Source organism: Pseudoduganella aquatica (assembly GCF_009857595.1).
GTDB classification, from domain to species: Bacteria; Pseudomonadota; Gammaproteobacteria; order Burkholderiales; family Burkholderiaceae_D; genus Rugamonas; species Rugamonas aquatica_A.
On the sequence record NZ_WWCU01000019.1, the window covers coordinates 19,593 to 42,857 of the forward strand.

At 67.3% G+C, this 23,265-nt stretch carries 17 protein-coding genes; 6 read left to right on the forward strand and 11 right to left on the reverse strand.

Annotated elements, in window-relative coordinates:
- The first annotated feature begins 4 nt into the window (after positions 1–4).
- Positions 5–703, forward strand: coding sequence for a hypothetical protein (locus GTP77_RS16990; RefSeq protein ID WP_161073336.1), 699 nt, complete (start codon positions 5–7; stop codon positions 701–703).
- On the opposite strand, the gene GTP77_RS16995 is transcribed toward GTP77_RS16990, so the two are convergent.
- The 6 genes from GTP77_RS16995 to GTP77_RS17020 form a co-directional block, all read right to left on the reverse strand.
- Entirely contained in the window at positions 698–2,236 is a 1,539-nt protein-coding gene (locus GTP77_RS16995; RefSeq protein WP_161073337.1) for a cryptochrome/photolyase family protein, read from the reverse strand. The two genes, GTP77_RS16990 and GTP77_RS16995, sit on opposite strands and share 6 nt — an antisense overlap.
- Before the next feature lie 69 nt (positions 2,237–2,305).
- On the reverse strand, positions 2,306–3,700 hold the full coding sequence (locus GTP77_RS17000; protein WP_161073338.1) for a hypothetical protein: 1,395 nt from the start codon (positions 3,698–3,700) through the stop codon (positions 2,306–2,308).
- Positions 3,697–5,088, reverse strand: a complete 1,392-nt coding sequence (locus GTP77_RS17005; protein WP_161073339.1) for a hypothetical protein — start codon at positions 5,086–5,088, stop codon at positions 3,697–3,699. The genes GTP77_RS17000 and GTP77_RS17005 overlap by 4 nt, the downstream gene beginning before the upstream one ends.
- A complete protein-coding gene (locus GTP77_RS17010) occupies positions 5,085–5,909 on the reverse strand; it encodes an ABC transporter ATP-binding protein (protein WP_161073340.1) in 825 nt (274 codons plus the stop codon). Before GTP77_RS17010 ends, GTP77_RS17005 begins: the two co-directional genes overlap by 4 nt.
- A complete protein-coding gene (locus GTP77_RS17015; protein ID WP_161073341.1) occupies positions 5,902–6,297 on the reverse strand; it encodes a GntR family transcriptional regulator in 396 nt (131 codons plus the stop codon). The genes GTP77_RS17010 and GTP77_RS17015 overlap by 8 nt, the downstream gene beginning before the upstream one ends.
- Before the next feature lie 76 nt (positions 6,298–6,373).
- A complete protein-coding gene (locus tag GTP77_RS17020; RefSeq protein ID WP_161073342.1) occupies positions 6,374–8,617 on the reverse strand; it encodes a molybdopterin-dependent oxidoreductase in 2,244 nt (747 codons plus the stop codon).
- Positions 8,618–8,730: 113 nt separating this feature from the next.
- On the opposite strand from GTP77_RS17020, the gene GTP77_RS17025 reads away from it, so the two are divergent.
- Complete coding sequence (locus tag GTP77_RS17025; RefSeq protein ID WP_161073343.1) at positions 8,731–9,033, forward strand: apolipophorin; 303 nt, start codon at positions 8,731–8,733, stop codon at positions 9,031–9,033.
- Positions 9,034–9,111: 78 nt separating this feature from the next.
- On the opposite strand, the gene GTP77_RS17030 is transcribed toward GTP77_RS17025, so the two are convergent.
- The 4 genes from GTP77_RS17030 to GTP77_RS17045 all read right to left on the reverse strand — a co-directional run bounded on the left by GTP77_RS17030 (position 9,112) and on the right by GTP77_RS17045 (position 15,742).
- Complete coding sequence (locus GTP77_RS17030) at positions 9,112–11,115, reverse strand: tetratricopeptide repeat-containing diguanylate cyclase (protein ID WP_161073413.1); 2,004 nt, start codon at positions 11,113–11,115, stop codon at positions 9,112–9,114.
- Positions 11,116–11,350: 235 nt separating this feature from the next.
- The gene (locus GTP77_RS17035) at positions 11,351–13,141 is read right to left on the reverse strand and encodes an ABC transporter ATP-binding protein (protein ID WP_161073344.1); all 1,791 of its coding nucleotides are present in this window, start codon (positions 13,139–13,141) and stop codon (positions 11,351–11,353) included.
- Positions 13,131–14,903 carry an ABC transporter ATP-binding protein gene (locus tag GTP77_RS17040; protein ID WP_161073345.1) on the reverse strand — a complete coding sequence of 591 codons (1,773 nt, stop codon included), beginning with the start codon at positions 14,901–14,903 and terminating at the stop codon, positions 13,131–13,133. Before GTP77_RS17040 ends, GTP77_RS17035 begins: the two co-directional genes overlap by 11 nt.
- 95 nt (positions 14,904–14,998) lie before the next feature.
- The gene (locus GTP77_RS17045) at positions 14,999–15,742 is read right to left on the reverse strand and encodes a phasin family protein (protein WP_161073346.1); all 744 of its coding nucleotides are present in this window, start codon (positions 15,740–15,742) and stop codon (positions 14,999–15,001) included.
- Positions 15,743–15,948: 206 nt separating this feature from the next.
- Here GTP77_RS17045 and GTP77_RS17050 point away from each other — a divergent pair, with 206 nt between their 5' ends.
- The 3 genes from GTP77_RS17050 to GTP77_RS17060 all read left to right on the forward strand — a co-directional run bounded on the left by GTP77_RS17050 (position 15,949) and on the right by GTP77_RS17060 (position 19,460).
- The gene (locus tag GTP77_RS17050) at positions 15,949–17,223 is read left to right on the forward strand and encodes an amidohydrolase family protein (RefSeq protein ID WP_161073347.1); all 1,275 of its coding nucleotides are present in this window, start codon (positions 15,949–15,951) and stop codon (positions 17,221–17,223) included.
- A gap of 3 nt (positions 17,224–17,226) precedes the next feature.
- Positions 17,227–17,736, forward strand: coding sequence for a GNAT family N-acetyltransferase (locus GTP77_RS17055; protein ID WP_161073348.1), 510 nt, complete (start codon positions 17,227–17,229; stop codon positions 17,734–17,736).
- Positions 17,737–17,828: 92 nt separating this feature from the next.
- Positions 17,829–19,460, forward strand: a complete 1,632-nt coding sequence (locus GTP77_RS17060) for a methyl-accepting chemotaxis protein (RefSeq protein WP_161073349.1) — start codon at positions 17,829–17,831, stop codon at positions 19,458–19,460.
- A gap of 68 nt (positions 19,461–19,528) precedes the next feature.
- On the opposite strand, the gene GTP77_RS17065 is transcribed toward GTP77_RS17060, so the two are convergent.
- Complete coding sequence (locus GTP77_RS17065; RefSeq protein ID WP_161073350.1) at positions 19,529–22,156, reverse strand: alpha-amylase family glycosyl hydrolase; 2,628 nt, start codon at positions 22,154–22,156, stop codon at positions 19,529–19,531.
- A gap of 123 nt (positions 22,157–22,279) precedes the next feature.
- Between GTP77_RS17065 and GTP77_RS17070 the strand changes: the two genes are divergently transcribed.
- Complete coding sequence (locus GTP77_RS17070; protein ID WP_161073351.1) at positions 22,280–23,236, forward strand: alpha/beta hydrolase; 957 nt, start codon at positions 22,280–22,282, stop codon at positions 23,234–23,236.
- Positions 23,237–23,265: the final 29 nt, after the last annotated feature.

The window sequence follows — 23,265 nt, forward strand, 5'->3', positions numbered from 1 at the left end:
CGTCATGAAACGTACACTCGGCCTCACCCTGATCGCCGCACTGGTGGCTGGCTGCGCCGCGCCGGATGCAGGCCGTTCCGGCCAGCGCGGCGGCAGTAGCAGCACCGGCGGCACTGGCAGCGCCGCTGAAAACGCCGCAGCGGGTGCGGCCATCGGCGCCGTGGCCGGCTGCGCGCTGGCCGCCCTGGCGGGCAAGAAATGCGCGCAAGGCGCCGCGATAGGCGCGGCCATGGGCGCAGCCATCGGCTGGACCTCGTACTCGGAGAAAATCGCCAACGCGCAGACCGTCAACAACGAAGCGCGCCGCCAGGGCATTCCCGTCCCGGTCAATGAAATCCGCGTGAAGGATTACCAGGTCTATTCCACTTCCAGCGTGGCGCGCGCCGGCGGCGAGCCGGTACGGGTGGTTGGCGAAATCAAGCTGTACGGCGAATCGCAACGCGTGCCGGAAGTGGTGCAGAGCATGACGTTGTTGAAGGCCAACGGCGAGAAGGCGTCCGACAAGCCGCAGATCGCCCGCGTGGAACGCATCGACGGCGCGGGGCAGTACCGTGCGGTGGGCGTCTATAAAATCCCGCGCGGCATGGAGCAGGGGCAGTACACCGTGCAAAGCGTGCTGCTGCTCGACGGCCTGGAGGTGGCGCGCCGCACCACCGTGTTCCAGGTGGCGCAGACTGCCGCGCCGGCGATGGCCAAGCTATAGCGTATCAAGCCGCGCGCGCACCGCATCCGCCTGCGCGCGCAGCGCCTGCACGGCGGACGGCTCCATCTTCCGTAATTGCGGATACACCATGCCGATGCGCGGATTGCCCGCCAGCGTAGCCTCGTTACGGGAGAAAAAATCCCAGTACAGCGCGTTGAACGGGCAAGCATCCTCGCCGATGCGGGCCTTCCTGTCGTAGCGGCAGCCCTTGCAATAGTCGCTCATGCGGTCGATATACGCCGCGCTGGAAACGTAGGGCTTGGTGGCCAGCAGGCCGCCGTCGGCAAACTGGCTCATGCCCAGCGTGTTCGGCATTTCCACCCACTCGAAGGCGTCGATATACACGCCCAGATACCACTCATGCAGCTCTTGCGGATCAAGCCCCGCCAGCAGCGCGAAATTCCCTATCACCATCAGGCGGTGGATGTGGTGCGCGTGCGCATGCTGCAAGGAGTCGCCGATGGCGCTGGCCAGGCAGCGCATGCCGGTCTGGCCGTCCCAGAACCAGCGCGGCAGCGGCAGGCTGTGGCCGAACACATTCTCTTGCCCGTAGCCGGGCATGCGGCTCCAGTACACGCCGCGTACATACTCGCGCCAGCCCAGCACCTGCCGGATAAAGCCCTCGGCGGACGCCAGCGGCGCGCAGCCTTCGCGCCACGCCTGCTCCACCGCCCGCACCACCTCGCGCGGATTGAGCATCTTGGTGTTGAGCGCGAAGGACAGCAGGGAATGGAACAGGCGTGATGCGCGGCTGCTCATCGCGTCCTGGAATTCGCCGAAGTGCGGCAGCGCGTGTTCGATAAAGCCATCCAGCTGCTGCAAGGCTTCCTGCCGGTTCAGGGGCCACGCAAAATGCTCTGCATTTGGCTCGCCGAAGCTGCGCGCGCCGGACGCTACGATTTCCAGCCACAGCGCCGAGTGGTCGTGGCAGGGGCGGAAATCATCCGGCTGCGGCGGCGTGCCGGACCAGGACTTGCGGTTGTCGTGATCGTAGTTCCACTTGCCGCCTTGCGGCTTGCCGGCCGCGTCCATCAGCACGCCGTGCTTCACGCGCATGGCGCGGTAGAAGTGCTCCATCAGCCAGTGCTTGCGGCCTTCAAACAGCTGTTCGGCTTCGTCGTGGCGCGTATAGAAATGTTCGCTGTCCACCATGCGGCTGGGGATGGGCAGGTTGCGCGTGTAGCGCGCCAGCTGCTGCTCCAGGCGGTATTCATCCGGCATCTGGTACTCGAATTCGGCGGCGTCGAATTGCTCGATGGCGTCGTCCAGATTGGCCGGCAGCGACTGGCGGTTGCGCGCGTCGCCGATCTTCAGATAGTGTACCCGGTGCCCTTGCGCGCGCAGCTGGCGCGCAAGCTCGCGCATGCCGGCGAAAATGGCGATGATCTTCTGCGCGTGGTGCAGCACATAGTCGGTTTCCTGGCGCACCTCCATCATGACGTAGACCACGTCGGCATGGTGGTGGCGGAACCAGCTGTGTTCTGGGTTGAGCTGGTCGCCGAGTATCAGGCGTAGCGTCGTGTCGGTTTTCATGCGGCGACTGTATGCCTTGCCGCGCAGCGCGTCCAGCCACCGCCTGCGCTGCGGCGGTTCAACTTCGGGTCAACGCGCTTGCCAGTAGGGCGCCAACTTTTGCACGGTCCAGGTGCGCCTGGCGAGCAGCAGCATGCCAGCAGTCAATAGCAGCAGGATTGCGCAGTACGCCGCGTTGCCATCGATGCGCGCGTGGCGGCCCGGATATTGCACCACTTCGCGCAGCAGCGGCAGGGAAAACAGCGCCGCAGCAATGCCAGCGCCTGCCACCGTCCAGTTGCCCATGCTTTTGAGTGCTACCGCGCAGGCCAGGCTGAACGCCAGTTCGGGCACGATCAGCGTGCGCAGCAGGAGTTCATTCAGCGCTTGGGCGGTGGTCAGCCGCCCAGCCAGGCAGAGCAGACCCAATACGCAGAGCCCGAGCAGCAAGGTCAGTACCAGGTAAACCGCTAACGACGAGAAAAATAGGTTCAGCGCGATGCTGCGTGTATGTATGCCGCCGGGCGCGAGCCTGTGGCGCCAGTGCAGGTCGCGCATGATAAGGTTGTCCGAACTCATCACGATCACGACCACCATGGGCAGCAAGTGTTCGCTTTGCGGGAACGAAGTTCCCCAGGAAGAGCGCAGCCACAGCAGTGCTGTCAGCGGAACCAGCAGCAGGTAGCTCGCGCGCAGGGCGGGGGCGAGCGGCCTGAGCAGTTCGCCTGTCTGCGCCTGTTTTTTGGACAGAAAACCATAGCGCCGCCACTGGGCTTCCAGTTGTTTGCGCCAGCCGGAACGGGTCGGCCAAGCGGCGCCGGCCCGTGCCAAGTCCGGCGCTGCGCTGGCGGGTGGCTGCGCGCGCCATTGCCGGTGCAGCAGCAAGGCGGTCACCGGCCAGGATAGCAGCATGGCCCATTGCACGGCAGTCGGCAGCAGGTCCAGCCAGGCCATCAGCGCAAGCTGCTCCGGCACGAACTGCCCCGCGAAGATCATCGCCAGCACAGCCACTGCCGTATAAGCCGCCAGCACAGCCGCCAGTGGCCAGCCGCGCTGCGTGATGCCGGAACGGCGCAGGCTGCCCGCGGCGCTGAGGCAGCACATCAGCGACAGCACCGAGCCGCCCGTGATCCAGTGCATGCCGGATGCGGGCATGGCAAAGCATAGCGTCGGTCCGGCGGAGAATATTATCCAGGCCAGCGTGATGCTTTTAAGGTAGCCGGCGGCGCTGCCGCGCCAGGCTGCCGACGGCGCGCGCATGCCGTGCAAGCGCCTGCTCGATGTGCGCAGCCGTTCCATTTCCCATAGGCAGTGCAGTCCCATGCAGAGGCAACTCTGTGTGAACAGTGCAAGGCCTGCGCCCTGCGTGGCGCTGGGCTCCAGCAGCGCGAAGGGCAGTACCACCAAGAGCTGCAAGGCCATCATGAGCTGCATCACGCGCGGTACGGGCGCCCATGACGGCGCCGGCATCAACCCGATTTTCATAGGCCATCCTTACGTATTTGCCGAAACAGTTTTTCCACGGTCCAGACCCGGTCCGCCTGGCGCCACAGCAGCGCCGTGCCGGCCGCCAGCACCAGCAGGTAGAGCGGGCCTATGGTCCATTGGCAGGCGTGCGCAGTCCACGACGCCAGCACCAGATAGGCGATGCCCATGGCAATGGCTGAGGCGCCCGCAAAGCCGAGCAGGCGGCGCGACGCGAGGCCGCGCATGACCACGGCGGCGCTGGTGGTGAAGGCCAGTTCAAAGGGCAGGATGGCTGCTGCCGCAATGCGCTCCAGCGCTTCGCCCAGTGCGTTGCCGGTGGCGAGCTGGAACGCGAGGTAGGCCAGGGCGATGGCGGCTAGCGCGCACAGTTGCAGCGTCAGCGTGGAGCGGATGATGTGCGTGCCGACGCTGTTGCGGCGCAGCCCGCCCGGCAGCAGCAGCGAGCGCCAGTGCAGATCGCGCACGGCGAGCCGGTTTGCCGTCACGGTACAGATGATGTACAGCGCCAGCGCGCGCAGCGGCGTGACTGCGCTGCCCCATTTCGAGGTCAGCATTTGCAACAGCACCAGGTAGAACAGCAGTTCGCCCTGGAAGACGTACGGCAGCTTGCTGAAGAAGGTGGGGCGCGCGGATGCGTTGGTCTCGTCGTGCCAGCGCACCATGCTGTAGCGCTTGAACAGCGTGGACAGCTTGCCGGGGCCGAGTGCGCCGGGCTTGCGTTCACGCGGACGGTAGGCCGGCATGGCGCCCAGGCTGCGGCGCCACAGCATCCAGGCCAGCGCGGGCCATGCCAGTGTGCACAGCAGCAGCACCGGCGCAGGCGTGGAGATGATGGCCTGCACCACGGCGCGCCAGCCGTGCAGCGTGGCCCAGCCGAAGCCTGCGATAAAGCCGACGGCGCCGAGCGCGCGGCTCCATTCCAGGCCGCGCCGGGCGAGGCCGATGCGGGACAGCGCGCCCAGCACGGCCAGGCACAGCGAAAGCGACAGCAGCGCGGGCGCCACCAGCCACGGCGCTTGCGAGGCGGGCGCCAGGTAGTGCATGGCCAGTCCCACGCACAGCGCGGCCCAGCAGCGCGTCAGCCAGACCAGCGTGCCGCGCGTCCACGCCTGCCACAGCGCGTCCGGCGCGCGGCGCGCGGCCAGCACGCGCCAGGCGTCCTCCAATACTTCAAGCCGATAGTTCGCCGCCAGGCCGATGACGACGCAGGCGGCGCCCGTCAGCATGGCGATGCCGAGGTCCGCGCCGCTGGACGGCGCGCCCGTCGTCAGCATCAGCAGCAGGATCCAGCCGATCGCCAGGAAGGCCAGCATGCCTCGGCCGGTGGCTACGGTCCACTCCGGGTACAGCAGCGCCGGCAATGCGAGAACGGCGGCGGTTTTCATGCGTTCAGCTCCATGAACAGTTCGTCGAGCGTGAGCGCGCGGCTGGCGCTGGCTAGTTCCGGCGCCAGCCGGGTGTCGATCAGCGCGCGTTCGCCGGCCTTGTTGCGCCAGACGATGGCGGCGCCTGGCGGCTCGCTGCCGGCCGGCGCGACGCGGTAGTGTTCCAGCATCGCGTCCCAGCTGTCGAGCACTTGCAGGCGGCCGCTGCGGATGAAGGCCAGGTGGGTGACCACGCGTTCCAGGTCGCTCAGGATGTGGCTGGAGATGATGACGGTGCGCTCGCGATCCTCGCCGCTGAAGATGGCGCGCATGAATTCGCGGCGGCTCAGCGGGTCCAGGCTGGCCACGGGTTCGTCGAACAGCAGCACGTCCGGATCATGCGCGAGGGCCAGCACCACGGACAGTTTCTGCTGGTCGCCGCCGGACAGGTCGCGCACCTTGTGCGCCAGCGGCAGGTCCAGCCGCGCCGCCAGCGCCAGGCAGCGCGCCTCGTCCCAGCGCGGGTAGGCGCGGCCGATGGCGCGCAGGTGTTCCTCCGCGCTCATCCAGCCGAACAGGTCCGGCGTCTGCGCCACATAGCCCAGGCGTTCGCGCACCGCGTCGCTCAAATCCAGCGAAGGGCAGCCCAGCAGCTCGCAGTGGCCCGCGTCCGGTGCGGCCAGGCCCGTCAGGCATTGCAGCAGCGAGGACTTGCCCGCGCCGTTGCGGCCCACCAGGCCGACCACGGCGCCGGCGGGGATCTCGAAGGAAATGTCGTGCAGCACGTCGATATGCTTGCGGCGCAGCGTGAGGCCGCTCGCGCGGATGACGGAGTCAGTCATGGTTTTCCTTTTTGGAGGGAGCGTTCAGACAATGTTCAAACAAGGCGAGCGCCTCGGCGGGCGGCAGGCCGAGCTGGCGCGCCATCTGCGCCGCCGCTTCCAGTGCGGGCAGCAGCATGGCGGCCTTGTCCTGCGCGGTGGAGGCGGGCTGGGCGTCGGCGACCACCATGCCCAGGCCGCGCCGGCGCGCCAGCAGGCCTTCCGCCTCCAGCATGCTGTAGGCCTTGCTCACGGTCATGGGATTGATGGCGTGGTGCTGCGCCACCGCCCGCACCGACGGCAGCTCGTCGCCCGGCTTGAGCTGGCCGCTGGCCGCCATGCGGCGCAGCTGGTCCACGATCTGGCGGTAGATCGGGACGGGGGAGGTGGTGGCAATATCGAAGTTCATGCGTATCAGTGTATCACTGCATTAATACACTGTGCAATACACTTCTCGCGTCGGGCGGATCTGGGCCAGGGGATTCTTACTGCAGCGGCGCCATGGTGATGGGCACGCCGGACAGCACCGCGTTGCCGGACAGCGGATCGCGCAGGTTCTCGTCCAGCAGCACGTTCAGGTTCACGCCCGGGCGTTCGGCCGCTACGCCCATCTGCGTGCCGGGCAGGTTATGGCCCCAGCCGTGCGGCAGGCTGACCACGCCGGGCATCATGTCGGCGCTCACCTCCACCTGCACCTCGATCTGGCGCGCGCCGTTGCGCACCGTGGCCTGGCCGCCGTCGGCCAGCTGTAGGCGCGCGGCGTCGTCCGGATGGACCAGCGCCGTGCAGCGGTAGGCGCCCTTGGCCAGCACCGGCAGGTTGTGCATCCAGCTGTTGTTCGAGCGCAGCTGGCGGCGGCCGATAATGACCAGGTCCGCCGCCGGCGCGGCCAGGTCGGCCGCCACCCGCGCCAGGTCGTCCAGCAGCAGCTGCGGCGCCAGCTCGATCTGGCCGGACGGCGTGCGCAGCGCTTCGGGGATGCGCTGCGTCATCGGTCCCAGGTCGATGCCGGACGGCGCGGCCTGGATCTTCGCGAGGGTCAGCCCGCCGGGCGCGCGGCCGAACTGGTCGCCGTAGGGGCCGCTGCGCAGGCCCAGGTCCAGCAGGCGCTGCACGCCGCGCTGCGGCGCCAGCATGCCCATGACCGTGTCGGTCAGCGGGCCGACGGCTTTCTCCAGGTCCTCGCGCAGCAGCGCGTCGTCCAGCGCAGCGATGTCGGCGTTGGCGCCCTGGCCTTTCAGGATGGCGACCAGGCGCAGCAGGGTTTCCCATTCGTCCGGCTGGCCGGCGCTGCGCGCCAGCACCGGCGGGCTGTAGCGCGCGTGGTTGCGGTGCGAGAACTGGGTGAAGGTCACGTCGTAGTGCGCGTCCTCCAGCGGCGACACGCCGGGCAGGATCACGTCCGCATGGCGCGAGGTTTCGTTCAGGTAGATGTCCATGCTCAGCATGAATTCCAGCTGCTCCAGCGCGGCCGCAAGGCGCGGTCCGTTGGGCGCCGACAGCACCGGGTTGCCGGCGATGGCGATCAGCGCCTTCACCTGTCCCGGGCCGGGGGTGTCGATCTCCTCGGCCAGGCAGGTGATGGGCAGCTCGCCGACGACTTCCGGCGCGCCCGACACGCGGCTGCGGTAGCGTCCGCTCGTGACGCCGCGCCCGCTGCCCGGCTTGCCGCGCGTGTTGGCGGCGAAGGCGGCGGCCTTGGGGAACATCATGCCGCCTTCCTGGTCCAGGTGGCCGGTGAGGATGTTGACCACGTCGATCAGCCAGGACGCCAGCGTGCCGTACTGCTGCGTGCAGGTGCCGATGCGGCCGTACACCGCCGCTCGCTCCGTGCCGGCCAGCGTGCGCGCCAGTTCGCGCATGGTGGTGGCGGCGATGCCGCAGCGCGCGGCCACGGTTTCCGGCGCGTAGGGCAGGGCGGCTTCCCGCAATTGTTCCAGACCCGTCACATGGCCGGCCAGGCGGCCCAGCTTGACGAGCTGCTCGTCGAACAGCGCATGCACCAGGCCCAGCAGGAAGAACACATCGGCGCCGGGGCGGATGAAATGGTGCTGGTCGGCCACTTCGGCGGTCTCGGTGCGGCGCGGGTCCACCACCACGATGCGGCCGCCGCGCGCGCGCAGGGCCTTGGCCTTGCCTCGGAAGTCCGGCACGGTCCACAGGCTGCCGTTGGAGACCATGGGATTGGCGCCCAGGATCAGCAGGAAGTCGCTGCGCTCGATATCGGGCACCGGCACCGACAGCCAGGAGCCGTACATCAGCCCCACGGACAACATTTTCGGCACCTGGTCGACGCTGGAGGCGGAAAACATGTTGTGGGTAGACAACGCTTTTGCCAGTTTGGGGAAATAAAGCATCAAGCTCATTTTGTGCGACACCGGGTTGCCCAGTACAGTGGCTACGGCATTGCCGCCGTCGCGTTCGATGATGGGCAGCAGGCGGCGCTCGATTTCGGCATAGGCTTCGTCCCAGCTGGTGGGCTCGAACACCCCGTTGCGCTTGATGAGCGGGGTGCGCAGGCGGTCCCCGTCCTCGTGCAAGTCCTTCAGGCCCACCGCTTTCGGGCACAGGAAACCGGCGCTGAAGACGTCGGCCTGGTCGCCGCGCACGCGCGTCACCTGGCCCTGGCTGAGTTCCACCTCCAGGCCGCAGGCGGCCTCGCAGAAGGGGCAGATGCGGTGGGCAGTGCTGGCTTGCTGGCTGGCTTGCTGCGGGCTGGACTGTTCCATGACGGCTTCCTTGTTTAAAAGTGAACGCTCGTGCTATTGTCAGGATTTGTTACATTGATGTCAATCGTGTTGTCGTGGCCCGGGTGTATGCTGGGCTCGTTAGGAGAAGAATCATGAAACCAAGAAATCTATTCTACGCCGCGCTGGCAGTAGCCATCGTGGTGGCCAGCCTGGCGGGCTGCCAGAAGCAGGAAGAACCGGGCCCGGCCGAGAAAGCGGGCCGCAAGCTGGACCAGGTGACGCAGCAAGCCGGCGCCGAACTGACCCACGCCGCGCGCGAAACCAACGAAAAGCTGAGCGAAGCGGCCAAGAACACCAGCGAGATCCTGAACGAAGCCACCGAGCAGGCTGGCCGCAAGATCGAAAAGGCCGGCGAGAAAATCCAGGAATCCGCCCGCGAAGCGCGCGACAAGTAACGCCCAAAAACCAAAAAAGGGGTCAGGGTTAATTATTCGCCTGCGGCGAATAATTAACCCTGACCCCTTTTTGCAGTTCTACAATTTTATGGCGGGCTTGAGCTGGACGACGTTGCTGTGCTCGCCCGGAGGGGGAGTTGGGTCCTGGGGGCCCCCCAGCACCACGCTGAGGTCGACGTAGCCGGCGCGCCAGGCGCGTTCGAGGTCTTGCTCGATGGCTTCCATCGAGGTCTGGTGGAAGCGGTCGAAGCCGCGCACGCCGTAGGCGCGGTTGCGGCCGTGGGCCTTGGCCAGGTAGAGCGCCATGTCCACCAGGTTGACCGCGCGCTCCCACGGCAGCGGCGTTTCGGCCGGCACCAGCGGGAAGGGCGCGAAACCCACCGACACGTTCACGCTCAGCACATGGTCCTGGTAGACGATCTGCTGCGCGGAAATGCTGGTCAGGATGCGGCGCGCGATCTCCTCCACGCCGCTGCGCGGTATCGCCGGCAGGAAGGCCAGGAATTCTTCGCCGCCCCAGCGCACTATCATGTCGGTCTCGCGCAGCGCCACGCGCAGCGTTTCGGCGATCATCTTCAGCACGATGTCGCCGGCGGCGTGGCCGTAGGTGTCGTTGACGTGCTTGAAATGGTCCACGTCCAGCAGGAAGAGCGCGCCGACAATGTCCTCTCCGCCCGGGCCGCGCTTGTCCACCTGGTTGTGGCTGCGCATGAATTCCTGGAAGTGGCGCCGGTTGTAGAGCGAGGTCAGCGGGTCGAGCGAGCTTTGTGCCTTCAGTTCCAGATTCTTCACTTCCAGCTGGGCGTTGGCGTGCCGCACCTTGCGGTACAGCAGGCCGACGATCACCGCCGCCAGCGCGAACACCACCGCCAGCAGCCACCACACGCGCTGCTGCAGGCGCTTGTTGTCCAGCTCGGCGCTTTTGACCTGGTTTTCACGGCTCAGCAGTTCAATCTGGCGCTGCTTCTTCTCGGTCTCGTATTTCTCCTGCATCTCGTAGACCGCCTTCTGGCGCTGTTTTTCGAACAGCGCTTCGGAGATCGTGCGCTCGCGGTGGTAGGCCGCGACGGCGCCGCGCATGTCGCCGGCGCGTTCCAGCGCCTGGCCGTATTCCTTCAGGATGACTTGCAGCTCGGGCTGGTCGCCGGTTTTTTCGTAGTACACCAGGCCCGCCTCGAAGTGCTTGCGGCCTTCCGCCAGGTTGCCCAGTCCCAGGTGCGCCTGGCCCAGGTTGATCAGGGCGGTGGCGCGGGTGCTGGCGTCGCGCGTTTCGGCCGACGCGGCCAGCGCTTCGGTGGCGTAGCGCAGGGCGCGCGCGTAGTCCTGCTCTTTCAGGTAGCTGTCCGACAGATTGACCAGGGTGTTGGCGATAAGGGTCTTGGCGCCCATTTTGCGCGCCACTTCCAGCCCGGCCTGCAGCGCCGCCAGCGCGCGCTTGGGCTGGTGCGAATCGATCGCCAAGCCGTATTCGGTGCCCTTGGCGGTGGCCAGGCGGCCCGGCGAATTGAGCTTTTCCGCCACCCGCACGGACTCGTCCAGCACGGCCCAGCCCTTGTCGTATTCCTTCATCTGCGTGTACAGCAGGGCCAGCGCGTTGAGCGCCTGCGCCAGCGGCACCATGTCGTCCAGCTGGCGGCCCAGGTCGACGGCGGTCTGCAGCTTGCCCAGCGCGGCCGGGAAATTGCCCTGCTCGGCGTAGGACTGGCCGGAGGTGATGGTGGCCTGCACCCGCAGCGCCAGGTCGGCGGTGCCGTTGGCCATCTGCTCCGCTTCGAACGCGAGCTGGTGCGAGGCCTTGCGGTCGGCCATTGAGGACAGCACGTAGGCTTTGGTGAGCAGGCCCTTGGCCAGGATGGCAGGGTTGTTCTGGCTGCGGCCGTAGGCGATCAGTTCTTCCGACAGCAGCAGCGCCGTCTCAAGCTGGCCCAGCGCGCGCCATGCGTTGCTGAGCTGGGACAGGAATTCGGCCTTGGTGGGCGGCGCCGCGGCGCGCGCGGCCGGCTCCATTTTCTGTAGCTGGATCAGGGCCTTGTCCGGCACGTAGCGGGCCTGGTCGCGGATCTCGGCGATGCTGGCGTCCATGGCGGACTGGCCCCAGGCCAGCGCAGGCGCAAGCACGCATGCAGCCGCCAGCTTGCGTATGCCGCGCAAAATCGCCTTATCCCCGAAGCCAGCCAACGTATTGTCCTTGTGTGAACGCGGTAAGATGTCCAGACAATTATATTCTTGTTGCAGGCGAGAAATCAGCCGTTCAAGGGAGATATTCTCCAAAAACGCACAGTTTCCGGCTTTCCTTAATTCTATGGCAACTAGCCTTTCAGACGGCCAGCTGCTGCAGCAGATACAGGCGCTGGTAGAGGCCGCCTTCGATCTGCATCAATTCCTCGTGCGCGCCGGCCTCGGCGATGCGGCCGTGGTTCAGCACCACGATGCGGTCGGCGTCGCGGATGGTGGACAGGCGGTGCGCAATGGCGATGATGGTGACGCGCCCGCGCAGCTCGTCCAGCGCGGTCTGCACAATCTGTTCGGTCTGGCTGTCGATGCGCGAGGTGGCTTCGTCCAGCAGCAGGATGCGCGGCTTGCCGGCCAGCGCGCGGGCGATGGCAACCAGCTGCTTCTGGCCGCTGGACAGGCGCGAGCCGCCTTCGCCCAGCTCGGTGGCGTAGCCGTGCTCGAGCGCGGCGATAAAGCCGTGCGCGTGGGCGGCGCGGGCCGCCGCTTCAATATCCGCGTCCGACAGGCCGCGTCCCATGTCGATGTTCTCGCGCGCCGAGGCGGCCAGCAGGAAGGGGTCTTGCGGCACCAGGCCGACGTCGCTGCGGAAGCGCGTGTTGGGGATGCCGGCCAGCGCTTCGCCGAAGATGGCGATGCTGCCGTGCTTGACCGGGTAGTAGCGCAGCAGCAGCGACAGCAGCGTGGACTTGCCGCTGCCGGTGTGGCCGACGATGCCGAAGAAGCCGCCCTGCGGAATGTCCAGCGACAGGTCGTGCAGCACGGTCTGGTCTTCATTGTAGGCGAAGCGCAGGTGGCGGATGGAGACGGCGGGCGTGCCCGGCGGATGTTCGCGGGAATCGGCCAGCTGGGCCGCGCCGGCCATGTGCTCGTCCGCCACCGGCTCGTCCAGCAGCGCCGACACGCGCGCCGTGGCCACCACCGATTGCTGCAGCTGGCTGAACTGCATGGTGATCTGGATCAGCGGCTCGATCACGCGCGCGATGTAGCTGATGAAGGCGTACAGCACGCCCACCTCGGCCGCGCTCATGGCGCGCTGGCCGAAGGCGTAGATGACGGCCGCCAGCAGGATAATGTTGAGCATGTCCAGCGCCGGGCGCAGCAGCCAGGCGTTGGCGCGGATTTCGGCCAGGCGCTGGGTGTAGTGCTCGGTGTTGGTCTTGCCGAAGCGGGCCGCGAAGCGCGCCTCGGCGTTGTTCGCCTGCAGCACCGGCATGCCGCCGATGGACTCGGCCATCTGCCCGTTGATCTCGCTGCGCAGCTGGCGCGCGCGCGTGACGGCCGGCGCGCTCCAGCGCTGGTACAGCCAGACGATGCCCAGCACCGCCGGCAGCAGCGCCAGCACGATGAGCATCAGCCGCCAGTCCAGCCAGGCCATGGCGATGATGGTGCCCACCAGCACGATGGTACTGTCGAGCATAACAAACAGCACCTGCACGTACAGGGTCTTGACGGCCTCGGTGTCGTTGGTCACGCGCGACACCAGCTGGCCGATGATGGCGCGGTCGAAGAAGGCCATGGGCAGGCGCAGCACGTGGCCGTACACCTGCTCGCGCAGGCGCTGCACCGAGCGCATGGCCAGCCCGGACAGGCGCACCAGTTGCAGGTAGCGCAGGCCGCTGGCGACCCAGCCGGTGAGCAGCACGGCGGCCAGCAGCATGGCCATGCGCGGCCAGTCCAGGTGGCGCGGCAGCAGGTGCTCGTCGATCAGCGCCTTGCCGGCGATGGGACCCAGCACTTCCAGGAAGGCGGCGGCCACCAGCCACAGCAAGGCCCAGCCCAGGTGGTGCTGGTCGGGCCGCGCTGCGCGGCGCAGCAGGCCGATGGCTTGCGCCGCTTGCTTGCGGGTGGAGGTTTCGTCGGGTTTAGAGAGCATCGAGGCTGGCCTCCAGTTGTTGATAGCGCCACTGGCTGGCGTACCAGCCGTCCTGCGCCAGCAGGCTGTCGTGGCTGCCGGATTCGCTGATGCGGCCGTCGCGCAGCACGATAATCAGGTCGGCGTTGACCACCGCGCTCAGGCGGTGGCTGGCGATAATGGCGCTGCGCTCGGCGCCGCTCTGGTGGCCGGCGCGGCGCAGCTCTTCCAGGTGTTCGAGGATGCGCGTTTCGGTGCCGGTGTCCACCGCCGACAGGGCGTCGTCCAGCAGCAGCAGCGAGTTGTTGGCCAGCAGCGCGCGGGCGATGGCCACGCGCTGGCGCTGGCCGCCGGACAGGGTGATGCCTTTTTCGCCCACCTCGGTCTCGTAGCCCTGCGGGAAGAGCAGGATGTCGTCGTGGATGGCGGCCAGGCTGGCGGCGTGCTCCACGTCGGCGCGGCTGGCGTGCTCGCGCGCCAGGGCGATGTTGTCCGCGATGGAGGCCGAGAACAGGAAGGATTCCTGCGGCACCCAGCTGATGGCCGAACGCAGCGCGCTCAGCGTGTACTGGTCCAGCGCGTGCCCGCCCCAGCGCACGGTGCCGTGCTGCGGCGTGAGCTGGCGCAGCAGCACGCGCAGCAGGGTGGACTTGCCGCTGCCGGTGGGGCCGACCAGACCCATGGTCTGGCCCGGCTTCAGCCGCAGCGAGATGTCCTTCAGTGCCGCTTCGGCGTCGGCGGCCTGGCCGGGATAGCGGTACTCGACCTTGTCCAGCACCAGCTCGCCCGGCGGCAGCTGGGCGATGGTGCCGTGGTCGTCCACCGCCAGCGGCGCGTCCAGCATGGGCTGCAGGCGGGCGTAGGCGGCGCGGCCGCGCTCGATCAGCGACAGCACCCAGCCGGCCGCGAACATGGGCCAGATCAGCTGGCCAAGATAGATGCTGAAAGCGGTCAGCGAACCTATGGTCAGCTCGCCCTGCCAGACCAGGTAGCCGCCCAGGCCCAGGGTCAGTCCGGTGGCGGTGGTCAGCGTCAGGCCCACGGCCGGTTCATAGGCCGCTTCCCATACCTGCGCGGTCAGGCTGGCCTTGGCGGCGTGGCCGGCCAGCTCGCCGAACTGCTGGCTGCTGCGCTGTTCCAGGCCCAGCGCGCGCAGGGCGCGCACGCCGGACAGGGTTTCCTGCACGTGGCCGTTGAGCGCGGAAAAGCGTTTCAGCGAATCGGTGGAGGCGGTGTGGATATGGCTGGAGATGCGCCAGAACGCCAGCGCCATCAGCGGGAAGGGCAGCAGGGCGATGCAGGCCAGGCGCCAGTCCACGCCCAGCAGCATCACGCCGAGCACCATCACCAGCGTCAGCGTGCCGTCGAAGCCGGCCAGCATGGCTTCGCCGGCGGCCATTTCGATGGCGTCGATATCATTGGTGGCCAGCGCCATCAGGTCGCCGGTGCGCTGCTTCTGGTAGAAGGCCGGGCCTTGCAGGGACAGGCGCGCGTAGAAGCGCGTGCGCAGCTGCACGCCCAGCAGGTAGGCGGCCGCGAACAGGCGCAAGCGCCAGCCCACGCGCAGGAAATAGATAGCCACGCCGATCAGCAGCAGCTCGCCGAGCTGCAGCAGCAGGCCGGAACCGGACAGGGTGTGGGTGGCCAGGCCGTCTATCATGGCGCCGATGCGGCGCGGCACCAGGATGCCCAGGAAAGCCACGCCGGCCAGCATGGCGCCGGCGGCAAGATAGGCCGGCCAGTGCTGGCGCACAAAACCGGCGATCAGCCTCGATAAACTCATTGTCAATCCTTGCAGCGTCAAGCCCGCTAGGATACCTCAATGAGCCCGGCTGCGCAGCGCCCTGAGCGGCGCCGGTAGCGCTGGTATTGCCGGTTTTACTTCTGGTTTTTTGCGGACTTCAGAACGACAGGCTCGCCGTTGGCGGTGGCTTTCACGGTGGCGGGCTTGGCCTTGCCGGATTTGGCGGCAGGCGCTTCTTCCTGCGCAGGCGCGCTGACGGCTTCGGACACGGCTTGGGCAACGGCTTTAGGCGCAGGCGGCGTGACCACCGTGGCCGGAGCGGCTTCGGCGGCCGGGGCGGCAGCGACGGGCTCTACAGGAGCGGCAACGGGAGCTGGCGCAGGCGCTGCCTTCGCTACGGGCGCGGCTGCCGGCGCCGGTGCGGACACAGGGGCGGAAACCGGGGCCGAGAACGGCGTTGCGCCGGCGCTTGCCAGCGGCAGCTGCTTGGCCGCAGCGGCGGCGGCGGCCGTGCCGGCGGCGGTCACATCCTTGATCTGCTCCTTCACCACCTCCAGCAACTCGGCCTGGGTGCGGCTGGCGATGTTGTAGAGTTCGCGGCTATAGGCCAGCAGGCTGTCGAGGCTGGGGCTCTGGGCGGCGTTGAGCTTGAAGAACTCGGCCGGCTCCTTGACGTCGAACAGCTGTTTCGCGGCGGCGGAGGTTTTCTCCACCGAGGCTTTGGTGGTGCTGACATTCAGGGCAATGATCTGCTGCACGCCGTCGAATGCCGTGGTGGCGTATTCGCTGGCGATATTCAACTGTTTACTCAGTTGCTGGTCCAACTGCGACTTGGCCGTGGCAGTGGCGGCGGAAAACTGTTCGGTGAACGAAAACATGACTTCTCCTGAGAACGTTTATATTGCGCTGCAATAAAATCCATTCTAGCGGCGATTGTTGGCGAAGAAAAGTTATTTTTTACGCCAAGCCAGCAGCTTGCAGAACGATATTAATGCACTGCAACATCGAGATAGTGTTTGCGCCCCGGAGCGGGCTCTGCCTACAATCGGCCATCGCAGCCTTGGGAGACAGCATGGACGCCGTGATGGACACCGTAATCAGAAACGCCACCCTGCCGGACGGCCGCCGCGGCATCGACCTGGCCATACTGGAGGGCAAAATCGCCGCAGTCGGCGCGGCGCTGGCGGCGCGCGGCGCCCGGGAGATCGACGCCGGCGGCGACCTGGTCTCGCCGCCCTTTGTCGACGCCCACTTCCACATGGACGCCACGCTGAGCTACGGCCTGCCGCGCGTGAACCAGTCCGGCACGCTGCTCGAAGGCATCGCGCTATGGGGCGAACTGAAGCCGCAGCTGACCCAGGACGCGCTGGTCGAGCGCGCCATGCGCTACTGCGACTGGGCCGTGGCGCGCGGCCTGCTGGCCATCCGCACCCATGTGGACGTGTGCGACGACCGCCTGCTGGCCGTGGAAGCGCTGCTGGAAGTGAAGCGCCGCGTGGCGCCCTACCTGGACATGCAGCTGGTGGCCTTCCCGCAGGACGGCCTGCTGCGCAGCCCCACCGCGCTGCCCAACCTGAAGCGCGCCATCGCCCTGGGCGTGGACGTGGTGGGCGGCATCCCGCACTTCGAGCGCACCATGGCCGACGGCGCCGAATCGGTGCGCATCCTGTGCGAATTCGCGGCCGGGCAGGGCCTGCGGGTGGACATGCACTGCGACGAATCGGACGACCCGCTGTCGCGCCATATCGAAACCCTGGCCTACCACAGCCACCGGCTGGGCCTGCACGGCCGCGTGGCCGGTTCGCACCTGACCTCCATGCACTCCATGGACAACTACTACGTCAGCAAGCTGCTGCCGCTGATGAAGGAAGCCGGCGTGGCGGCCATCGCCAATCCGCTGATCAACATCACGCTGCAGGGCCGGCACGACAGCTACCCCAAGCGGCGCGGCATGACGCGCGTGCCCGAGCTGATGGCCGCCGGCATCGACGTCGCCTTCGGCCACGACTGCGTGATGGACCCCTGGTACAGCCTGGGCTCGGGCGACATGCTGGAAGTGGCCCACATGGGCCTGCACGTGGCGCAGATGACCGGCCAGGACGCCATGCGCGCCTGCTACGCCGCCGTGACCGAGGCGCCGGCGCGCATCCTCGGCCTGCACCACTACGGCCTGGAGCCGGGCTGCCACGCCGACCTGCTGCTGCTGGACGCTGCCAGCCCGGTGGAGGCGATACGCCTGCGCGCCGCGCGCCGCATGGTGATGCGGCGCGGGACGGTGATCAGCGAATCGCCGCGCGCCGTGGCGCGGCTGAACCTGCCGGGCCGCCCTGAGCAGGCCGATTTCCGTCAACTCCCCTAAGCCATGCTGATACTCGAAACCGAACGCCTGCAACTGCGCACCGTCAGTCCCGACGACGCGCCTTTCTACCTGGAACTGGTGAACGAACCGTCGTGGATACGCTTTATCGGCGACCGCGGCATCCGCACGCTGGACGCGGCGCGCGCCGCCATCCTGGACGGCCCGGTGGCCATGTACGAGCGGCTGGGCTATTCGCTCTACCTGGTGCAGCGCCGCAGCGACGGCGCCGCGCTGGGCATGTGCGGCCTGATCAAGCGCGACGTGTTGCCGGATACCGACATCGGCTACGCCATCTCGCCGCGCTACTGGGGCCAGGGCTACGCCTACGAAGCGGCCGCCGCCGTGGTGGCGCACGCGCGCGGCCCGCTGGGGCTGGCGCGCCTGATGGCCATCACCTCGCCCGACAACGCCGCCTCCATCCAGCTGCTGGGCAAGCTGGGCATGCAGTTCGTCGAACGCACCCAGCTGCAAGGCTGGGACGCGGCCAGCAACGTCTACCGGCTGGAGTTGTGAAGGACAAATCTTGGCTTTTCCCTTTCCTAAGCGCATGATAGATGGACGTGGCGCAGACCACATCTCGTGCTGTATTTCCAAGGGGAATCATCATGAAGTTCTCAAACCTGAAGATAGGTGTGCGGCTGGGCATGCTCAGCGGCTTTTTCTTCGTGGCGCTGCTGGTGGTCGGCTACGTCGGCTGGGACGCGCTCAATTTCATCAAGGAACGCAACGGCGAGGGCATGCAGCGCTCCGTCACGCTGACAGAGGCGGTGGACGCGGCGCGCAGCGCCCAGGTGGAATTCAAGACCCAGGTGCAGGAATGGAAGAACATCCTGCTGCGCGGCAATGACCCCGACAATTTCAAGCGCTACTCGGCCGCCTTCGTCCAGTCCGGCAAGCAGGTGCAGGGCGAGCTGCGCAAGCTCGACGGCCTGCTGGCGAGGCTGAAGCTGGCCACGCCGCTGGTGGGCGAAGCCATCAAGATGCAGGAAGAACTGGGCGCGAACTACCTGCAGGCGCTCAAGCAGTACGACTCCGCCAATCCGGGCAGCGCCAAGACGGTGGACGGCCTGGTGAAAGGGATGGACCGCGCGCCGACCCGGAAGATAGACGACATCGTGGCCTACATCGGCGCCGAGGCGCGGCGGCTGGCCGCCGACATGGAAGCGGACAACCAGTCGGCCCACCGCAGCGCCAGCATCTCCCTGCTGGTGATGCTGCTGGCCACGCTGGCGCTGGGCAGCGTGCTGGTGACGTGGATGATACGTGGCATTACGCGGCCGCTGAACCAGGCCATCGGCATCGCCAAGACGGTGGCGGGCGGCGACCTGCGCTGCCGGGTGGACGGCGCGGCGGCGGCGCGGCAGGACGAAGTGGGCGAACTGCTGGCCGCGCTGCAGCAGATGAGCGACAACCTGGCCGGCATCGTCGGCCGCGTGCGCGCCGGCACGGACACCATCGCCACGGCCAGCGCCGAAATCGCCACCGGCAACCTGGACCTGTCCTCGCGCACCGAGCAGCAGGCCAGTTCGCTGGAGGAGACCGCCTCGTCGATGGTCGAACTCACCAGCACGGTGCGGCAGAACAACGAGAACGCCGGGCAGGCGCGCCGGCTGGCGCACGCCGCCTCGGAAGTGGCGGTGCGCGGCGGCGCCACGGTGTCGGAAGTGGTGCAGACGATGGGCGCGATCAACGAATCGTCGCGCCGTATCGTCGACATCATCGCGGTGATAGACGGCATCGCCTTCCAGACCAACATCCTGGCGCTGAACGCGGCGGTGGAAGCGGCGCGGGCCGGCGAGCAAGGGCGCGGCTTCGCGGTGGTGGCCAGCGAAGTGCGCAACCTGGCGCAGCGCTCGGCGGCGGCGGCCAAGGAAATCAAGGAGCTGATAGGCAACTCCGTGGCGCGGGTGGAAACGGGCAGCCGGCTGGTGGGCGAGGCCGGGGTGACGATGGCCGAAGTGGTGGCCAGCGTGGAGCGGGTGAACGCCATCATCGGCGAGATCGCGCTGGCCAGCGGCGAGCAGCGCGACGGCATCGAGCAGATCAGCACCGCCATCAGCCAGATGGACAGCGTCACGCAGCAAAACGCGGCCCTCGTCGAGCAAGCGGCCGCGGCAGCAGATTCCCTGCAACAGCAAGCCCAGGTGCTGACCGAAGCGGTCAGCATCTTCAAGCTGCACGACGGCGCCAGCGCCCCCATTCTCCCCCGCCGCCCTCTGCAAGCCCTCCCCACCTAAGCAAGCTGAGCCGCATTCCCCCCACTTCGGGGTCAGACCCCGGGGTGGGGGGAATGCGGCTCAGGCTGCTAGTAGGAAGGGAAGAACCAGCGTAGGGGGATTCCGACGCGGGCGGCCCAGGATTTTTCGTTGTGGCTGCCGCCGGCGGCTTCGTGGTAGTAGAGGTTGTCGCCTTCGCGGTAGCCTTGCGCCAGCATCACGGCGCGCATCAGGGCGGTGTCTTCCAGGCCGTCGTCTATGGTGCCGGCGTCGAGGTAGAACTTGACCGGCAGCACCGGCAGCTTGCCGATCAGGTTGCGCTGGTTCCACCAGAAGGAGCTGGAGACGCCGCCGGCCTTGGAGTAGATGTCGGGCCGGTGCGCGGCGATCAGCACCGACGCGATGCCGCCCAGCGAGGAGCCCATGATGGCCGTGTCTTCCTTGCCGGGCCGCGTCCGCAGCGTGCGGTCGATATAGGGCTTGACCGTGTCGACCAGGAAGCTTTCGTAGGCGGCGAGCTTGCCGCCGCCGTATTTGGCGTCGCAGCAGGGCGTGTATTCGTTCATGCGGTCCGGCGTGTTGTCGATGCCGACCACGATGATCTCGGCCATCTTGCCTTCCGCGACCAGCTGGTCCACGGTTTCGTCTATGCCCCATTCGGCGCCGTAGGCGGCTGTCTTGGCGTCGAACAGGTTTTGGCCGTCGTGCATGTAGAGCACGGGGTAGCGGCGCTCGGGCTGCTTGCCGTAGCTGGGCGGCAGGTAGATGCGCAGCGCGCGCTTGTTGCCCAGTTGCGGCGAGGCGAATTGCTCGATGATGCGCACTTCGCCGCGCGGCACGGCGGCCTTCTCCGCCGGCGCCGCCGCTTCCAGTTCCAGTACCAGCGCCGAGCGCGCCGGCAGCGTGATGTCGCCGTCCAGCGCGTAGCGCTTGCCACTGATGACGTCGGTTCCGCCCGGCACGCCGGCCAGCATCTCGTGGAAGCGCGCCGCCTGCAGCGTGACCGGCTTGGCATTGCGGTTCAGCGCCACCATCACCTTGTTCTGGCCGTCGTAGCGGAAGTAGACGTAGGCGTCCTGTTCGGGGCCGTAGTGCATCAGTTTGCCGTTGTGGATGACGCTGGCGCCCTTGCGCCAGTTGAGCAGCTTTTTCATGAAGGCTTGCGCGCTGCGCTGCTGCTCGCTCAGCCCAGCGCCGGTGAAGGCGTTCACTTTGTCGCCCGCCCAGCCGCCGGGAAAGTCGTGGCGGTAGGTGGCGTCCTCGCGCGTGCCGGTGCTGCTGGTCATCTGGATTTCGGTGCCGTAGTACAGCTGCGGAATGCGCGGCATGGTCAGCACGTAGGCGATGGCCATGCGGAACAGGGCGTCGTCGTTCTTCAGCTCGCTGAACAGGCGCGGCATGTCGTGGTTGCCTTCGAATAGCACCAGATTGTTCGGCATGGCGTACAGGTGGTCCTGCGATAGCGTCTCGTACAGATTGGTCAGGCTGGGCTCGTTTTCGCCCTTGCCGGTCAGGCCCTTGCGCAGCGCTTCGTTGAGCGGGAAGTCCATCATGCTGGGCATCCAGGAGGCGTAGCCGTCGTGGTTGCGCTTGCCGTACTGCCAGCGCGCCACCACGGGGACCTGGCTGCTCCATTCTTCGCCTACCAGGTTCAGCCTGGGGTATTCGGCGGTGATGCGGCGCGACCAGGCGCTGAGGAAGGCGGCGTCGGAGTAGCCGTAGGTGTCCACGCGCAGTCCGGACAGTCCGGCGTACTCTATCCACCAGATGTTGTTCTGGATCAAATAGGTGGCCACGTGGGGATTGGCCTGGTTCAGGTCCGGCATATTGGGCGAGAACCAGCCTTGCGTGAAGTTGCGCTTGTCTTCGGCGGAGCCGTAGGGGTCGGCCACCGCCACGCGGTGGTGGCGGGTGGGCACGTATTTGCCGCCGTAGTTGATCCAGTCCGGTGTGGGCAGGTCGCGCATCCACCAGTGCTTGGCGCCGATGTGGTTCAGCACCACGTCCTGGATCACGCCTATGCCCATGCTGCGCGCCTTGGCGCTGTAGCGGCGGTAGTCCTCGTTGCTGCCGTAGCGCTCGTCCACCTTGTAGTGGTCGGTGGCGGCGTAGCCGTGGTAGGAGTAGGCCGGCATGTCGTTTTCCACCAGCGGCGTGGGCCAGACCATGGTGTAGCCCATGCCGGCGATGTAGCCGAGCGCGTTTTCCATGCCTTGCAGGTCGCCGCCGTGGCGGCCGCCGCCCTTGCTGCGGTCGGCCTGCTCGGACAGGCGCGGGCTGTTGTCGTTGGCCGGGTTGCCGTTGGCGTAGCGGTCCGGCATTACCTGGTAGATGGCGTCCTTGCCGGAGAAGCCGGCGCGGTTGGCCGAGCCGGCTTCGCGCGGCAGCAGTTCGTAGCGGTAGGTGACGCCTGCGCTGCCCGGGGCGGCGAAGCGGATGTCGAACTTGCCGGGCTGGGCGCTGTCGTCCAGCGCCAGGTCGATGAACAGGTAGTTGCGGTTGGCCACGCGCTCCACTTTATCGATGCGCACGCCGGGGTAGCTGATGCTGGGTTCCAGGTCGGCGATCTGCTTGCCGTGCACCATCAGCTGCAGCGTTTTGACGCGCATGCCGGTCCACCACATGGGCGGTTCCATGTGGTCGATGCGATAATCTTCGGCCGCCAGGGCGGGCAGGGCGCAGGCGGCCAGCAGGGCCGTGGCGATCAGGCGTTTCATCAGGCTGTCTCCGTGTTTTTGCAGCGTAGTACTGCTACATGTTTAACATGCTTATCCGGTGTGTCGAGGATAATACATGGGAAATGCGGAGTTTTTATATCTAGTTTGGGTACAGGAGGGGTAATGGCGCAACGCGGCCGTGTACAAGTTTTGGCTGGCCTGGGGCTGGCGCTGCTGGGCGTTTCGTTGCCGTGCCGGGCGCAGCCGGCGGCCGGCGAGGGCAGTTTTGTTGTTCTGGATAATTTCCCGTCGGCCCAGGTGGCGCCGCGCAAGGTGGTGGTGTGGCTGCCGCCCGGCTATGACCCCAAGGGCGAGCGCTACCCCGTGCTGTATATGCACGACGGCCAGAATCTGTTCGATCCGGCCACCGCCATGGGCGGCCAGGCCTGGGAGGTGCACAAGCGCCTGGCCGCGCTGGCGGCGACGGGCGCGGTGCGGCCCGCCATCATCGTCGGCATCGCCAGCACGCGCGACCGGGCGCGCGAGTATGCGCCGGCCGAGGCGGTGGAGGCGCTGGCGCCGGAGCTGCGCGCCGCGCTGCTGGGCGATCCGCCCACGCCGGGCGGCCTGCCCACGCTGTCCGGGCAGTATCTGCGCTTTATCGTCGACGAGCTCAAACCCGCCATCGATGCGCGCTTCCACACCAGCCCGGAGCGCGCCGACACCTTCATCATGGGTTCGTCCATGGGCGGCCTGGTGTCGCTGTACGCGCTGGCGCGCTATCCGGAGGTGTTTGCCGGCGCCGCCTGCCTGTCCACGCACTGGCCGCTCACCACCAATTTCAACATGCTGTTCGACAAGGAAGATCCGCGCCCGGTGCGCTACGCGGCCGCGTATTTCGACTGGCTGGCCCGCAAGCTGCCGCGCGCCGGCCGCCACAAGCTGTATTTCGACCATGGCGACGCCACCCTGGACGCGCTCTATGCGCCTTACCAGCAGCAGGTGGACGGCATCGTGCGCGCCAAAGGCTACCGCGCGGGCGTGGACTGGATCTCCCAGGTGTTCCCCGGCGCGGACCACAGCGAGCCGGCCTGGCGCGAGCGGGTGGAGGTGCCGCTGCGCTTCCTGCTGTCGCGCTGAAGTGGTCTGGCAGCATATTCTGTAGTTCA

Excerpts from the sequence above, each read along its gene's own strand:
- GTP77_RS16990 (WP_161073336.1), top strand. The coding sequence starts at position 5 with ATGAAACGTACACTCGGCCTCACCCTGATCGCCGCACTGGTGGCTGGC.
- GTP77_RS16995 (WP_161073337.1), bottom strand. The coding sequence starts at position 2,236 with ATGAAAACCGACACGACGCTACGCCTGATACTCGGCGACCAGCTCAAC.
- GTP77_RS17000 (WP_161073338.1), bottom strand. The coding sequence starts at position 3,700 with ATGAAAATCGGGTTGATGCCGGCGCCGTCATGGGCGCCCGTACCGCGC.
- GTP77_RS17005 (WP_161073339.1), bottom strand. The coding sequence starts at position 5,088 with ATGAAAACCGCCGCCGTTCTCGCATTGCCGGCGCTGCTGTACCCGGAG.
- GTP77_RS17010 (WP_161073340.1), bottom strand. The coding sequence starts at position 5,909 with ATGACTGACTCCGTCATCCGCGCGAGCGGCCTCACGCTGCGCCGCAAG.
- GTP77_RS17015 (WP_161073341.1), bottom strand. The coding sequence starts at position 6,297 with ATGAACTTCGATATTGCCACCACCTCCCCCGTCCCGATCTACCGCCAG.
- GTP77_RS17020 (WP_161073342.1), bottom strand. The coding sequence starts at position 8,617 with ATGGAACAGTCCAGCCCGCAGCAAGCCAGCCAGCAAGCCAGCACTGCC.
- GTP77_RS17025 (WP_161073343.1), top strand. The coding sequence starts at position 8,731 with ATGAAACCAAGAAATCTATTCTACGCCGCGCTGGCAGTAGCCATCGTG.
- GTP77_RS17030 (WP_161073413.1), bottom strand. The coding sequence starts at position 11,115 with ATGGACGCCAGCATCGCCGAGATCCGCGACCAGGCCCGCTACGTGCCG.
- GTP77_RS17035 (WP_161073344.1), bottom strand. The coding sequence starts at position 13,141 with ATGCTCTCTAAACCCGACGAAACCTCCACCCGCAAGCAAGCGGCGCAA.
- GTP77_RS17040 (WP_161073345.1), bottom strand. The coding sequence starts at position 14,903 with ATGAGTTTATCGAGGCTGATCGCCGGTTTTGTGCGCCAGCACTGGCCG.
- GTP77_RS17045 (WP_161073346.1), bottom strand. The coding sequence starts at position 15,742 with ATGTTTTCGTTCACCGAACAGTTTTCCGCCGCCACTGCCACGGCCAAG.
- GTP77_RS17050 (WP_161073347.1), top strand. The coding sequence starts at position 15,949 with ATGGACACCGTAATCAGAAACGCCACCCTGCCGGACGGCCGCCGCGGC.
- GTP77_RS17055 (WP_161073348.1), top strand. The coding sequence starts at position 17,227 with ATGCTGATACTCGAAACCGAACGCCTGCAACTGCGCACCGTCAGTCCC.
- GTP77_RS17060 (WP_161073349.1), top strand. The coding sequence starts at position 17,829 with ATGAAGTTCTCAAACCTGAAGATAGGTGTGCGGCTGGGCATGCTCAGC.
- GTP77_RS17065 (WP_161073350.1), bottom strand. The coding sequence starts at position 22,156 with ATGAAACGCCTGATCGCCACGGCCCTGCTGGCCGCCTGCGCCCTGCCC.
- GTP77_RS17070 (WP_161073351.1), top strand. The coding sequence starts at position 22,280 with ATGGCGCAACGCGGCCGTGTACAAGTTTTGGCTGGCCTGGGGCTGGCG.